At 54.0% G+C, this 15,373-nt stretch carries 9 protein-coding genes and 2 tRNA genes; 10 read left to right on the top strand and 1 reads right to left on the bottom strand.

Features of this window, described 5'->3' with window-relative positions; all coding sequences use genetic code 11:
* The first annotated feature begins 63 nt into the window (after positions 1–63).
* From JMJ16_RS22640 to JMJ16_RS22615, 6 genes are all read left to right on the top strand, one after another.
* Positions 64–2,454, top strand: coding sequence for a Stp1/IreP family PP2C-type Ser/Thr phosphatase (locus JMJ16_RS22640; protein WP_201385230.1), 2,391 nt, complete (start codon positions 64–66; stop codon positions 2,452–2,454).
* A 196-nt stretch (positions 2,455–2,650) separates the two neighbouring features.
* The gene (gene aspS, locus JMJ16_RS22635) at positions 2,651–4,444 is read left to right on the top strand and encodes an aspartate--tRNA ligase (protein WP_201385228.1); all 1,794 of its coding nucleotides are present in this window, start codon (positions 2,651–2,653) and stop codon (positions 4,442–4,444) included.
* A 266-nt stretch (positions 4,445–4,710) separates the two neighbouring features.
* Positions 4,711–5,247: a hypothetical protein gene (locus JMJ16_RS22630; RefSeq protein WP_201385225.1), complete on the top strand. Its 537-nt coding sequence runs from the start codon at positions 4,711–4,713 to the stop codon at positions 5,245–5,247.
* Between the two features lie 400 nt (positions 5,248–5,647).
* A complete protein-coding gene (locus JMJ16_RS22625; RefSeq protein WP_201385224.1) occupies positions 5,648–6,076 on the top strand; it encodes a helix-turn-helix transcriptional regulator in 429 nt (142 codons plus the stop codon).
* A gap of 381 nt (positions 6,077–6,457) precedes the next feature.
* Positions 6,458–6,533 (top strand) — tRNA-Arg (locus tag JMJ16_RS22620).
* Positions 6,534–6,584: 51 nt separating this feature from the next.
* Positions 6,585–6,657: transfer RNA gene (locus JMJ16_RS22615), tRNA-Arg, on the top strand.
* An 84-nt stretch (positions 6,658–6,741) separates the two neighbouring features.
* Here JMJ16_RS22615 and JMJ16_RS22610 read toward each other — a convergent pair.
* Positions 6,742–8,088 carry an MFS transporter gene (locus JMJ16_RS22610; RefSeq protein WP_201385223.1) on the bottom strand — a complete coding sequence of 449 codons (1,347 nt, stop codon included), beginning with the start codon at positions 8,086–8,088 and terminating at the stop codon, positions 6,742–6,744.
* A 157-nt stretch (positions 8,089–8,245) separates the two neighbouring features.
* On the opposite strand from JMJ16_RS22610, the gene JMJ16_RS22605 reads away from it, so the two are divergent.
* The 4 genes from JMJ16_RS22605 (at position 8,246) to JMJ16_RS22590 (ending at position 15,277) form a co-directional block, all read left to right on the top strand.
* Positions 8,246–9,157: an ROK family protein gene (locus tag JMJ16_RS22605; protein WP_201385222.1), complete on the top strand. Its 912-nt coding sequence runs from the start codon at positions 8,246–8,248 to the stop codon at positions 9,155–9,157.
* Between the two features lie 331 nt (positions 9,158–9,488).
* Positions 9,489–12,023, top strand: coding sequence for an ATP-dependent Clp protease ATP-binding subunit (locus tag JMJ16_RS22600; RefSeq protein WP_201385221.1), 2,535 nt, complete (start codon positions 9,489–9,491; stop codon positions 12,021–12,023).
* Positions 12,024–12,233: 210 nt separating this feature from the next.
* Positions 12,234–13,217: a hypothetical protein gene (locus JMJ16_RS22595; protein ID WP_201385220.1), complete on the top strand. Its 984-nt coding sequence runs from the start codon at positions 12,234–12,236 to the stop codon at positions 13,215–13,217.
* A gap of 227 nt (positions 13,218–13,444) precedes the next feature.
* Positions 13,445–15,277 carry a phospholipid carrier-dependent glycosyltransferase gene (locus JMJ16_RS22590; protein WP_201385219.1) on the top strand — a complete coding sequence of 611 codons (1,833 nt, stop codon included), beginning with the start codon at positions 13,445–13,447 and terminating at the stop codon, positions 15,275–15,277.
* Positions 15,278–15,373 lie beyond the last annotated feature (96 nt).

The raw sequence follows: 15,373 nt of genomic DNA, 5'->3' as shown, positions 1-15,373 counted from the left end.
TGTCTATTTCGTACCACATCTTTACACACTATGAGAGCTACTGATTGACGGGAGAGATGCGCGTTGTCCAAACAACTTCGGCTCGATGTCGCACAGCTAACTGATGTTGGCCGTAGACGTCCCCATAATGAAGACAATATGGCCTACGTCATTCCTAAGGATGCCCAGATGATGGCAAAGAAGGGGGCTCTCTTCATTGTGGCCGATGGGATGGGTGGGCATGCCGCAGGCGAAGTAGCAAGCGAAATTGCTGTCGACACGATCAGCAAAGTGTACTATCAAGATGATAGGGATGACGTCGCCGAATCACTCGTATATGCCATTAAGCGTGCGAATACTTCAATTCACCAGCGTGCCGCGGAAAGCGTGATGCGTAGCGGGATGGGTACTACCTGCGTCGCCGCTGTTCTACGAGGAAGCACGGCCTATGTCGCGAATGTAGGTGATAGCCGGGCCTACCTGGTGCATAAGGGGCAGGTACGCCAGGTATCGCAGGACCACTCCTGGGTTGAAGAACAGGTGCGTGCAGGTTTGCTCACGCAGGACCAGGCTCGTTCTCATGCGCAACGCAATGTGATTACGCGTTCGCTGGGTACGAATGCCGAGGTTGAGATCGATATATTTGCGGAACCCCTCGATGAAAATGACTCACTGCTCCTCTGTTCTGATGGCCTCTCGGGCATGGTCGATGATGAAGAACTACGTTCGATTGTTGATCAATATGTGCCACGTGAGAGCGTCTATCACCTTGTTGAGCGCGCCAACGAGAATGGCGGAACTGATAATATTACCGCGATTGTGATCCGTGTCCAGGAGTTGGGCTGGGAACCGCCCAATGCGCGTCGTCCAATGCGTATGACGAGCCGTGAAGTCAGTGAAGAGCCCACGAAGATTATGGGGAGCCTGGTGGGCGCCCCGGTTGGGCTGCTGGCTCCCAATGCTGACGCGTCCTATGGCAACACACCCTTGCGTGTGGCAAGTGGTCCCCTGACCTCGACGGAGGGGATGGCGTCGCCGCAAACAGTGGTCCCATTGCCATCGCCACGTAGCAAGCGGCTTCTCTTTCCCACACTTGCGCTTTTCGTGCTCTTAATTGTGGCGCTGGTTGGTGGAGGGGCCTTCTGGTTTCTGGGGCTTGGGCAACTGGGCGTCAATGTCAATGAATCGCTCACTTCTGCCGATCAACATATAACAAGCGCCAGGGCAAAGCTGACCCTCAATCCCGCAAATGCTCTCCAGGACTTGCAGATAGCACAACAGCAACTGCGAAAAGTCCAGACGGTTTCGTTGACGAGCGATCAGCGGGCCAAACTAGATAGCCTCAATAGCGACCTTGAGACCAGCACGAAGAGTGCGATCACCAATTATAATCAGCGTTATTTGATTTCAAACCTTCTGTGTGCTAACACTACCACTGTTTCTATTGCCAGCGGTGACGCGAAGGTGCAACCATCCGGGCTGGCGGTGGTACAGCACAATAACAAGAAGTTTTATTATACCGAAGGGTATGATTATCGCTCGCTCTATCTAATGGATGAGCAGCATAAGTTAGGCGATAAGCTCAAAGGCGTGGATGGGCAAATCACCTCCATCACGGGCGCTGACGGGCATCTTCTTGTGCTTACCCTGAATAGTGGAACGAGCTATAGTTTACAGGTGTTCACGCCAGATGATAGTGGAGCACTCACAACGTCAGACGCAAAAATCACTATTCCTGAGGATCAGATCAAAAAGGGCTATAAGCCGCTCCTCGTCTCGGCCTGGGATAAAGACGCGTATGTTTTGCTCACGTCAACTAACGCTGACAACACCGCGCTCATTCTAGACTATGCCCTGGATAAGGTCGTTGGTGCTACTGATGCGAATGCGGCGCCACCAGAGATGCAACTATCTTCGGCTAACATCCTGAGTATGGCAGCCTTCCCAGGCAAACAGCTCTTCCTCTTGCTTGACAATGGTACCGTGCAGAGTGTGCAGTTCAATGGGGGCAAGGGTGCAGCGGTCAACGTTGGAGTGCAACAGCCCATTTATGCTCCGCTCAATGCCAGTGCGCAGGCCTTTACAAGCAAAATGGCCGTGCCAGCTCCTGCTCCACAGATCCAGACGACGCTCTTGATCTCACGCGCGACCTCGTCTGTTCTGTCCGCCATGAAGGTAGGGGGGACGCCCCACTTATTCGTTGCGGATGGTGCCAGCCATCGTTTGCTTGATTTGAATCTGGTTTCGAGCAGTTCGCAGACGGCGCCAAAGGGACAGACAACTGGTACATCCCCCATTAAGGTCCAGCTATCGCGTCAATATGTGTCGACGAACTTACTGAGTAATGTGAAAGGTATCGCCGCCGATCCAGGGGAGAACATCCTCTACCTGGTCTCGCAGACGGGTCCGGTGGATGCTCTACGCACACAGCTCACTATTGACGCCAGCAAGGCCCCGACCGATTGCCAGCTCTGAGCGGGCCAGGAAGTTACCTCTCCTTTGACAGTTCTCGACAGCGCAAGAAACAGCAAGCCGCTGGGTGGGAGCTGCCACAGGAAAGGTAGCTTTTTTTTGTTGTTCGCAGTATTATTGTCCGTAATCTTTAGGGTATACGGTATCGTCCGATATATGGAAATAAAAGGCAATAAAAAGCAGTAAGGAGCATTGTAACGTGGCTTTTGAGGTGCATTTTCGCAGCGCCACCTGTGGCGAGTTGACCGCGAAGGATATTGACCGCGAGGTGACGCTCTCCGGTTGGGTCAATCGTCGTCGTGACCATGGTGGTCTGATCTTTCTCGATTTGCGCGACCGCTATGGCTTGACACAGGTTATTTGCGACCCCGAACGTTCGCGCGAGGCGCATCAGATTGCGTCTGAGGTGCGTTCAGAGTATGTGGTACAGGTAAAAGGACTGGTGAAGCGTCGTCTTCCTGGAACAGAGAACACACAGTTGCCCACAGGCCAGATCGAGATTGTCGCCCAGTCGATTGAGATTCTCAATCACTCGCGCACGACGCCTTTCCCGATCAATAGCGACGCAATCCAGGTCGATGAGCCTCTGCGCCTCAAGTATCGCTATCTCGACCTGCGCCGCCCCCATATGCGCGATAACATCATCCTGCGCCACCGCATCGTCAAGGAAATGCGCGACTATCTCGATGAGCGTGGCTTCCTGGAGATTGAGACGCCCATCCTGATGAAGAGTACGCCAGAGGGCGCGCGCGACTATCTGGTGCCAAGCCGCCTGTACGAGGGCGAGTTTTACGCGCTGCCCCAGTCGCCTCAGCAACTCAAGCAGCTCCTCATGGTCGCGGGACTGGATCGTTATTTCCAGATCGCGCGCTGTTTCCGCGACGAGGACCAGCGTGCCGACCGTCAGCCTGAGTTCACTCAGCTTGACGTCGAGATGGCCTTTGTCTCTGAAGAAGATGTCATGGGTCTTATCGAGGATATGCTGATTAAGCTGATCGAGAAGACGACGAAGAAGCGTATTAAGCAGCGTCCCTTCCCACACCTGAGCTTTAAAGAGGCCATGAACCGCTATGGCACGGACCACCCCGACCTGCGCTTTGATCTTCCCCTGGTGGAGATCTCAGACCTGGCGGAGGCGGGTACCTTTGGCGTCTTTAAGAGCGCACTCTCCGCGAACGGCATGGTCAAGGGCTTGAAGGTGCCTGGTGGCGCAAGCTATACGCGCAAAGAGGTCGATGAGATCACCGAGTTTGCGCGTACACTGGGGGCCAAAGGTTTGGTGCAACTGGCGATTCAGGAGGGCGGCACAATTAAGTCTCCCCTGACCAAGTTCATGGCTCCCGAAGAGGTGCAGGCCATTGTAGAGCGCCTGGAGGGCCAGCCTGGCGATCTCCTGCTCTTTGTGGCCGACAGTGCCAAGGTTGCCAATGATGTCCTCTTCCGCCTGCGTGTCAAGATGGCGGAGCGCCTGAAGCTGATCGATCCACAGGAGATGGCGCTGTGCTGGGTTGTGGACTTCCCGCTGTTCCACTACGATGAGGATCTCCAGCGCTATGATGCGGAGCACAATCCCTTCTCGGGCATGGATGAGGCGCATATTGAGCGCCTGGACTCCAATCCGCTGGACATTCGCGCCAAGCAGTATGACATCATCTGTAACGGGTTTGAGGTCGGCGGCGGTAGCGTCCGTATCAATGTGGCTGAACTCCAGCATAAGGTCTTTTCGTTGATGAAAATGAGCGACGAGCAGATCCAGGAGCAGTTCGGGCATATGCTAGAGGCCTTTGAGTATGGCGCGCCCCCTCACGGTGGCATCGCCCTGGGCGTCGACCGCCTGGTCATGCTCTTCGCTGACGAGGACAATATTCGCGAAGTAATTGCCTTCCCCAAGACGCAGAGCGCGCAAGATCTGCTGATGGGAGCGCCCGCCCCGGTCGATGACAGGCAACTTAACGAATTACATTTGCAGGTGCGCCCAGAGCCAACAAAGTAACGCTTGTTTCCCATAGGGGGACGAGGAAAACGAGCGAGAGCAAGGTAGATATATTCTACCTCGCTCTCGCTCGTTTTGTTATGCGCCTGGTATTCAACGACGCCTCTTACATGCAAGATGGAGGCAGACAGAGCTTGCCTCCATCTTGCGCCCTTTTCGCCCCTGCGAGCTACGCAGGGCGAAAGGTCTTCGGTAAATACAACAAGAGCAATCATTAACCGTAAATAGAAAAAGATATATTTTGTGAAGAAAGGTGCGCTTTTCTTATGAGGTGGAGACCTGACTTGATATTTTCGTTGCTTGTTTTGTGTCTCCTCATTATGCTTTCGGGTTGCCAATCTCCTGTTTCCCAATGGCCTTCTAGTGATGCCAAGAAACTGGCAACTATTATCCGCCTTCCATTCCAGCCACAACAGGTAGCCTGGCAACCAATCTCACTCCCCATAAACAACGATGATGGTCGATCTGTGCCGGGGCCTACAGACATGGTTGGGGTTGTTGCCATCCTCACCTTTGATTCGCAGGCTCTTGCAAAGATTGTTGAGAGTGCTACCCCCTTTGCATCAGGTCAGGATGAGATGCGTATCTTTCCTGAGTTTGTCTTTGATTGGTATCCTCAGGTATTGCGGGACCATATTGTTGCATCTGCACCTTCGTCAAATATTGTGACACTCCAGGGATATAGTGTTCCCCCCTTTCTCAAGCCTCCTGCTCCTCTAGATGAAAGGATGCGTGGAAGTTTCTTCACAAGGATTTCAGGTACCTCACAGATTTTTCTCTACTATCAACATTGGTATCATTAAGAGCGTTGGTACTTTGCTGACAAGACAGGCCTCCTTATGCAAGGAGGCCTGTCTTGTTTAGGATCTATTCCTGTATAGTTTTTGCGTAAAAGCTTCTCAGAGCTTGCTCAGATGGGCGAATGACGTTGATTGTTGTTTGTGTATTCCTCTTTCTCTTTGCCCGCTAGAATAGCGCCAGAACGCCAAAGAATACCTTTGCCCATTTAGTGACAGGTGAAGATTTAAGAGAAAAAAAAGCTGTTTCTGACTGATGGGCAAAGTGTATTTACAAGGCCGATTTGGATAGAGTTCTATAATTATTATAGGTATCTAGTTATTATAGGTAAAGGTACCATACGAAAAACCCCAGACTCAATCGTAGGTTTGACATCCGGTTGGGAGGATGGAAGGAGAGAAGTTTATGACATCGATGAATCAGGGAAATACCAATCGTATCGTGACAGCAGCTGTGAATTCGGCACCATCTGCCGCCAATGCACTACACCGTCAGGCGGCGGCCGCTCTCGGGAGCACTACCGTAGGTATTGCACCTAAATTTGTGCCCACTCTAAGTGAGGATGACGCCGTGGTTCAGGCGCGCCTGCTCAAGGCGCTGGCTGATCCGACACGTTTGCGCATTTTGAGCCTGCTAAGTCGACACGAAGGAGAAGTGTGTGTCTTTGAAATAGTAGAGAGCTTCACACTAGAGCAGCCAACAATCTCGCACCACCTGCGCATTCTGCGTGATGCGGGACTGGTCGATTGCCGTAAGAAGGGCCTGTGGGCCTACTACTATGTGCGTCGCGATGCTCTAGCACGCGCGCGTGATGTCATTGAGGGGCTTGCGTAGTCACTTATGATGTAGGGACTGGGTTGCATGCGCACTGATACGATTCGGGCAATACGCGCTGAGCGTGTTTAGTGCGCCCTGCTCGCTTCTTACGCGTTTCTGGCTGGTCTTATTGTGAGTTCTTGTGTCTGCCGCGATCCTGTAACCTGGTTACCCGGTGTAGAGTATATGTCTGCTTATTTTATCTCTGCACCAACAGGGGAAGTGCCTATACAGAACCCTGAGCGCGTTAGTGTTAGCCACGAGAGTGGCGTTGGGTTCTGTGTAAGGATGCGGCAGCCATTTCTGAAGAGTTGAATGCTTAGAAAAACTAATTTTGAAAAAAGGCCCTCAAAGCTCTTGACAATTCTCCACGAATGCTGTAGTATACAACCCGTGATTGATCCCGTAGCTCAGTGGATAGAGCGACAGATTGCGGATCTGTAGGCCGGAGGTTCGACCCCTCTCGGGATCGCCAGATATCAGTCGGCAACGATTGGTGCTGCAAACAATTGAATAGCACATGATTGATCCCGTAGCTCAGTGGATAGAGCGACAGATTGCGGATCTGTAGGTCGGAGGTTCGACCCCTCTCGGGATCGCTAAATACAAAAGAGAGACCAGCTTATACAAGTTGGTCTCTCTTTTGTATTTAGCGATCCCGAGCAGGAGGACGCCTACAATTGCTATTGAACTGGGAGTTCAGACGCTTCAGCAATCTCGTTTTGGGCTGTGAGCGCTACGGCCTCGTCTCCTGTCTCGCGTAGCGTGCCCAGGCGGCGCATCTCGGGCCAGATGCCAGCTACGGCTAAGACAACCAGGACGGTGCCGATGCCACCGATTACCACGGAGAGAACAGGTCCTAAGAATTGGGCCGTGACTCCCGACTCAAAGCCGCCTAACTGGTTGGATGAGGCGACGAAAATGGAGTTGACCGCCGAGACCCGCCCGCGCATATGATTGGGTGTCCGAGTCAGCATAAGGGTGCTGCGAATAATGACGCTAATATTGTCCAACCCGCCCAGGCAGAAAAGCATCACGAGCGAGAGCCAGAAGGACTGTGAAACGCCGAAGACGATTGTGGCCAGGCCGAAGCCCGCGACCGCCAGGAGCAAGGTCCGCCCGGCGCGCTGAAAGGGTGGGCGATGGGCGATGAAGAGTGTTACGCAGATAGCGCCAAGCGAGGGCGCGGCCTCCAGCCACCCCAGGCCTGTAGGTCCAACCTTGAGAATGTCCTGCGCGAAAATGGGCATTAAGGTTGTCGCGCCGCCCAGGAGCACGGCGAAGAGATCAAGTGTAATCGCGGCCAGGATGATCGGGGCATGGCGTAGAAAGGCAAAGCCCTCGCCAAGGTCCTGAAGCGTGGTCTTTTTACTGCTTGTCTTCTTGATACTGGTCGGAACCAGGGTTCGTATCTGCCAGAGCAGGATGACGAAGAGGAGGCCTGTCAGGGTATTGAAGAGATAGACCTGAATGGTGCCGTGAAAGAGAGCGATGGCGAAGCCGCCTAGGGCTGGGCCGAGAACCGAGGCCAGTTGCCATGAGCTGCTGAACCAGGTCGCCGCGTTCTCAAAGCTACTTTCGGGAACCGTTTCCGAGAGAAAGGCCTCGGAGGCGGGACTGTTAAACGCGGATGCGCATCCCACAAGCAGGAGGCAGAAATAAACCATCCAGATGGGGGCTTGGGTGTAGGAGAGAGCCGCCAGGGCCAGTGAGATGAGCACCAGGGCGGCCTCTGTCACCAGAATGATACGTTTGCGGTTATACGTATCGGCGAGTTGGCCACCGGGAAGTGATAAAAATATGACTGGTAGGACCTGTACCAGGCCTACTCCGCCCAGAATAAGTGCTGAATGTGTGCGTACATAGAGTTCCCAGCCAATAGCCACGCTCAGCATGCGCTGACCTATGCTCGCGATGAGCGAACCCAGGAACAGGAGACGAAAGTCGCGAATACGGAGCGCACCATAAGGATCGATTTTCGCTGGTGGGGGAACACCATTTCCCCCTTGTATTGATTGTTTGTCTGTCACGAATACCTCGTTAGTTCTAAGAATTACTATGTATTATAGTTGACATAAAATTTATTTTATAGCCCTCTCTCAGTTACAAACACGGAAAGGGAGCTTTCCCTTCCCATGAGAGTGGGAAAATAGTCGTGTCAGCTACAAAGAGATAGGATGTCTTGCGATGCCAACTCAGTCAGATTCCTTACCACACGTGGCACACACTTCATCTACGCCGATGATGCTCCCCGCTGTCGGTGTGGATATTGGAGGAACCAACACTCGTATTGGCCTCTTTGCCTCACTTGATGCCCCCACGTTTACCCTGTTGGCGCGTTTTCCGACGCCGCAAGAGTATGCACAGCAGGTGGAGCAGATATGTGTGACCCTGCGCGAACATGGCTTACTGAAAGCTCTTGCTGGAATTGGGGTCTCGATTGGTGGGCGGCTTGCGTTGGATGGACGGATGGTCACGATTGCTCCCAACTTGCTGGACTATGTTCAGCAGCCCCTGGCCGCTGATCTGGAGGCGCGCCTGGGTTGCCCAGCTCGCTTGGCACATGATCCCGTTTGTGGGCTGCTGGGCGAGAAGCGTTTTGGTGTCCTGGCGTCGAGCGAGCGCTGTGCCTATGTAACGCTCTCCACGGGTACGGGGGCCGCCATACATCTTGAGAAGGCGGGCGTGGGAGTGACAGTCTCCATTGAGATTGGGCATCAGTTGCTGGATGGAAATGAGTTGCGCTGTCTCTGTGGACAGGTCGGATGCCTAGAGCCTTTTACTGGTGGCAGACAGCTTGAACAACGCTATGGGCGTCCCATCGAGCAATTACAGGACTCGGCCTTCTGGGAGACCTTCAGTGACAAGTTGGCTCTGGGCCTGGTGAACCTGGCCCAGCTCACCAAGGTTGAGGTTATCGCCGTGAGTGGCGCGATTGCCTTGCATAACCCATTTCTCCTCCCCCTCTTGCAGCAGAAGATAGACGCCCGCTTAAACTGGACACGCCTGGTATTGGTCCCTGCTCGCTTTAAGGAGGATGCGCCTCTGGTTGGGGCCGCGCTCCTGCTCGCTACACCCGAGGAATCGATCTTGCATTGAGGCTCCGCCTGCTGTATCACTCGTGTTGGACCACAATTTCCCTGCTAGAGAGCGCCTGGTTGGTACTATTGGGGGGTGTGGTCCTATATTTTTTCAATGAAGGTTGGGCCTTGCCGACTGGTAGTTATGGGCCTGGTACAAGGCAAAAAAACTTTTTCGGGATAGAGTCTGGGAAACCTTTTAGAGTACAATTGCAACACAGCCTTGCTAAACACTTACTGGTCGATAGCCTGTCTCTCTTAACGTGGCTTTCGTGACATGAGAGACGTGTGTTTACAGTCTCGCTCTATTCTCATTATCTTGACGTGGTTATCTCAAAAAGGAGCTAAGGATGAAGCAGCCCAAAAAATACAGTAATTATACCCCCGAACTTCGCCAGGTACTTGCCCTGGCGCGCGAAGAGGCGATTCGCCTCTGCCATCGTTCGGTGGGTAGTGCTCATCTGTTCCTGGGGTTGCTCAAGCTAAATAATCCTCTGATAGAAGCCCTCTTTGCGTCAATGCATACCAGCCCGTACCGGGTCGCCCAGACCCTGGAGTTTGTGCTTGGATTTGGTCATAAAGCGTTGATCAGCACGCCCGCGCTCAACCCATCCGCCCGTGCAACGCTCAAAAGAGCTGAAGAGGAGGCCCTATTGGAGAATGAAGAACTTGTTTCGCTAGAGCATCTGCTGCGCGCTATTTTTGTAGACCAGGACAGCACGACAATGGGGGTGTTGAATACTATGGATATTTCGGCGGACGCTGCACAGAAACAACTCAAACAACTGACGAATAAAGGCTATGATAACCTCCAGTTCGCGGTGCGTTTCCAGGCTTTCTATGATGAGACCCCTCTCCTGAATGAGTATAGTCGTGATCTGACTATGGATGCCTTGATGGAGGAGTTGGAGCCGGTAGTGGGGCGCGAGGTACAGATTGAGCGTATGCTCCAGATTCTGGCACGCCGCTCGAAGAACAATCCTATCCTCATCGGACAACCGGGTGTCGGTAAGACCGCCCTGGCCGAGGCCTTGGCGACGCGGATTATCGAGGGGCAGGTACCTGACGAGTTTCGCCAGTGCCGCGTGGTCGGATTAGATGTGGCGTCCCTGGTTGCGGGTACCAAGCTGCGCGGCGATTTTGAGCATCGCCTGCGCGGAGTCATGCTGGAGGTCGCGGCGGCAAAGAACCTGATTCTCTTTATCGATGAGGTGCATACCCTGGTGCAGAGTGCGGGTGGCGAGGGGTCGCTTGATGCCGCCAATCTCTTCAAGCCGTTGCTGGCTCGCGGTGAGTTCCGCTGTATTGGTGCGACGACAATGGAGGAATACCGCCGCCACATCGAGGCTGATCCCGCCCTGGAGCGTCGCTTCCAACCTGTGATAGTGCCCGAGGCGACTATTGATGAGACCATCGCCTGTCTGCGCACGCTGCGTCCACGCTACGAGACATTCCACGAGGTCAATATCACCAACGCCGCCATCGAGAGTGCCGCGCAACTGTCGAAGCGCTATATTCAGGGACGCTTCTTGCCCGATAAGGCCATTGACCTGGTAGACGAGGCCTGCGCGCGTGCGCGTGTGAAGCGTTCGCTGCCCCCCCAGGGGATCCAGCATCTGCGCGACCAATTGGCAAGCACAACACGTGAGAAAAATTATGCCATCTCGCAGCAGGACTTTCACAAGGGGCTGGTCTTGCTCAAGCGGGAACAGGAGTTGCGGGGCGAGCTCTGGCTAGCTGAGCAGAGCTGGATGGCTGATGGCGAGGCCTACCCTACGATTGACGAAGAGGCTATTGCGCATATTGTGTCCAGTTGGACGGGCATTCCCGTCACACGCCTGACGACCTCCGAACGCCGCATGCTGCTCTCGCTGGAGAATGAATTGCATAAGCGTGTGGTAGGGCAGCACGAAGCTGTACAGGCCGTCGCACGTGCCGTACGCCGCGCCCGCTCCTCGATGCATGATGGACGGCGCCCAATTGGTTCCTTCCTGTTTGTGGGACCAACCGGCGTAGGGAAGACAGAGCTGGCGCGTGCCCTGGCGGAGACCATTTTCACGGATAGCAAGGCACTCATACGTTTTGATATGTCCGAATTTATGGAGAGCCACCACGCCTCGCGCTTGATTGGTACTCCTGTCGGCTATGCTGGCTCTGACCAGCCTGGACAGCTTGTGGAGGCCGTGCGTCGCCAGCCGTATAGCGTGGTACTCTTCGATGAGATCGAGAAGGCGCACCCCAAGGTATTTGATCTGCTCTTGCAGATTCTGGATGATGGTGTGTTGACGGATGCGCATGGACAGAGCGTCTCCTTCAGAGATACGATTATTATTCTGACCTCGAACGCAGGAGCTGAGCAGCTCTCGACCGGTTCGATGGCCTTTACTCCACGGCAGAAGAATGCCCAGGTACGACAGCAGGAGGATACGGAGCGTATTCGCCAGCGCGTCTTGCCGGCCTTGAAGGGGATGTTCCGTCCTGAACTGCTCAATCGATTTGATGATATCATCGTCTTCCATTCGTTGACGCGTGAGCACCTGAACCAGATCGTAGATATGATGATCCATCAGACCCAGAGCCGTCTGAATGAGCGCTTTACCGCCCTGCCAGTGACCTTGACGGTAACCCCTCAGGCACGTCATTTCCTGGTGCAGCATGGCTATGATGTCTCCTATGGTGCGCGCCAGTTGCGTCGCACGATCCAGTCTCTGCTGAATGATTTGCTCGCTGAGGCCATTCTGCGTGGCGCAATAGAGGAGGGCGACCAGGTGACCGTGGATAGTGATAGCGAGAACGGCACACTGGTAATCGAGCAAGAGTCAGCCGTAGCGGCCCTCGCTACGGTCGAGGCAAGTTCCGTCGTGGCCAAAATACACGCCGCATAAGAAGTGCGCACATCTCTACCGGGAGCAAGCCAGTGTCGGTTGCTCCCTTTCTTTTATTTAACCTTTTATGTAACTTAAAAAGAGAGATTGCGCGTTTATACGCATTAAATTAACTATATATGATATATGCATTAAGTTTGACTTGCGAATATTTTGCTGTTATGATACTACCATATTTCAACATTGAGCCGCGATATGGGGGGATATACGGTGAGCGAGGTACAAACCTGGCGTGAGTTCCTCGGGAGGATTATTCATGATCCTCAAGAGAAGCAGCGCATCGCTAGTCTACTTAACATCAGTCCCGTGACGCTTACACGCTGGGCCAGTGGCGAATCAACTCCTCGAACACAGAATTTACGCCAGTTGCTCCAGACTTTGCCAGAACATCGCGCCAGGTTTGTGGAGTTGTTACCTGAGGAAGTGGGCAAGCCCTTTAGAGATCCCGATTTGCTAGAGGAGAGCACGGAGAATCCTGAGATTCCTGCGCTTTTTTACTCGCGCATCGTTAATGCCCATTGTGACCTGCCGGCTATTCTGCGCTTCAATGCGATCTGCGACCTCGTGTTACAGCAGGCGCTCAAGCATCTCGACCCACACCGGGTCGGCCTGGAATTGACGGTTATCACATGTATGCCACCGGGTGAGGGGGGCAAGGTGCGCAGCGTGCGTGAAATCATTGGGCGCGGTACACCACCCTGGGATCGCGAGCTGGAGCATCATACGGCCTTTCTCGGTGCGGAGTCCCTGGCGGGCTATGTTATCAATATGGGGCGCGCGCGCGTGGTGGCGGAGCGTTCTGAGGGCTTCCAGTTTTTCCCCATTGTCTGGGGAGAGCACGAGCAAAGCGCTATGGCCTGCCCTATTCTCCTGGGCGATACCATCGCCGGGTGCCTCCTTGGTTTAAGTACGCGCCCGAAATTCTTCCTTCCTGAGCCACGCCAGGCGCTTTTGGCGGCCTACACTGAGCTGATAAATATTGCCTTTCAGCCGGGAGCCTATTATCCGCTACAGCAGGTAGAGTTGTGTCAAATGCCGCCCTATCCCTTGCAGCAAAGTTATCTCACTCATTTTCGTAGCTGGGTATCACAGCTGATGATGCGTGAGCGCCTACGCGTGAACGAGGCTGAGCAGCTGGTCTGGCAGCAGATCGAGCAGAAGTTGTTGCAACTTCAGATGGTCCAACGCTACTAAAGGACGCGTCTACATATGGACCATTATACGTAGATGCGTCTTTTAGTAGCGTTGGTTGGCTTGACCCTGGCTTCCCTGATATCTATAATTCAAGCAGTTTCCTTTTTGGCAGAGGAAATAATGGGATTGGTGTAGCTTCGCGAGCATCGCACTCACGTGGTGAGCGATTTTGTGATGCTCGATAGATGAGAGTATGCTTGCCAATGTATAGCAGAGGATAGCATTATATGCGACGAAAGTTTGTATGGCACTGGCAGCTCTCACTGCTCCTGGTTATTGCTCTTCTAGGTCTAGGGGCACGCCTGTATGGTCTCAACTGGGATATGGGAGAGAATTTTCATCCAGATGAGCGGGAAATCTTATTTCGCGTGGCTGCTTTGGGTTGGCCAGCCAGCATGGCTCAATTCCTAGACCCAGATCACTCACCTCTTAATCCACATTTTTTTGCCTATGGTTCGCTGCCCCTCTACCTGCTGGCTGGTACCTGGTCTCTGCTTTCGCGCCTCTTTGCCTGGCCTCTGTCTTATGCCGCACTCTCCCTGGTGGGAAGAGCGGTCTCGGCACTCTTTGATACAGGCTCGCTCCTGTTGACAGCCTGGCTGGCGCGCCTCTTGACGCAGGAGCGTGGCTTTAGTTATCGTGCAAGCTGGAGTGTGGCTCTGCTGGCGGCGGGCCTGGTCGCGTTTACGCCCCTACAGTTGCAGCTCTCGCATTTCTATACTGTAGATACACTCTTGCTCTTTTTTGTGCTCTTGACGCTTGTGGGATGTGTCAAATATGTCTTGACGCGCCATGACATCTTCTGGCTTAGCTGGACTGGTATTAGCTTTGGCCTGGCCCTGGCGACCAAGTTTAGCGCGGCTCCGCTGGGTTTACCTATAGTCATTGCTGTGCTGTTGCGCTACCTGCGTAAGCGTGATATTGCGGAGGCGCTGGTTGGTTTCCTGTTCCCGCTCTTGCTGGCGGTGGTGGCCTTTTTTGTGACACAGCCATATGCCTGGCTGGATATGCATAACTATATTGCGCAGGTGACGGAGCAGGGCACGATGGCGCGGGGCGGCCTCGATTACCCCTATGTCCGACAATTCGCGGGGACGCTGCCCTATCTCTACCAGGGCTATAACCTGCTCTTCTGGGGTGTGGGCTTGACGCTAGGTCTGGCTGCTATCTGTGGCTTCTGCTGGGGAATATGGGCGACCTGGCGGGGTACCCTGGCCTCAACCTGGTGGGTTGTTTTCGCCTGGATGGTGACGTATAGCCTCATCACCGGGAGTTTCTACGTCAAGTTTATGCGTTATCTCTTGCCAATCTATCCCCTATGTGCACTCCTGGCTGCGACCGTCCTGGTCGCGCTGGTAACAGCGGGCTGGTCCGCGCCACCTGTCGAGGCTCCTGCTGGCTTCTGGAGGCACCTACGAGGTGGCTATGGCCCTCGTTTGGTGACAGGAGCCCTACTGGTGCTGGTAGTGGGAGGAACGCTCTTTCAGGGCCTGGCACTCTTGCAGGTCTATAGCCAGCCCAATACGCGTATTCAGGCTTCGCGCTGGCTGTACGCGCACCTGGCGCGTGGCAGTATCCTGACATACGAGCAATGGGATGATGCCTTGCCCGTGGCTATCGATGGCCACGATCCCTCCTATTTTGCCCAGGCAAGCTACGCGGATGCGCAGGGGAATATGACCACGGGTCTGGGTCTCTATGATGATGACACGCTGGCAAAGGCGCGGGTCCTGGCCCGACTCTTGCCCACCCTCGATGCGATTACTATGGCCTCTGATCGTCTGGATAAATCGATTCCTCGGATGCCTGAGCGCTATCCCTTAACTATCCGCTACTACCAACTCTTGTTCCAGGGACAGCTTGGCTTTCGGCTGGCGGCGCAGTTTGAGGTGCATCCACACCTGTTAAGTATTACCCTTGATGATAGTATGGCAGATGAGAGCTATTCGGTCTTTGATCATCCTATGGTGCGCATCTTTGTGCGTCAGCAGCCATACCCCTATACATCCGAGCAGGTGTATCAAAAGTTAATTAGCGGCCTTTCACTGCCAGAGAAGTAAGGTAAAGTGTGTCTGGTGGTGGGCTGGCTTTGCCAGCCCACCACCAGACACACTTTACCCAGAGGGGCGTTTGTGCGCAGAGGCAGGCCCAATGGT

The sequence above is a fragment of the Ktedonobacter sp. SOSP1-52 genome, from assembly GCF_016587395.1.
This window is presented reverse-complemented; position numbering and strand designations above follow the sequence as displayed.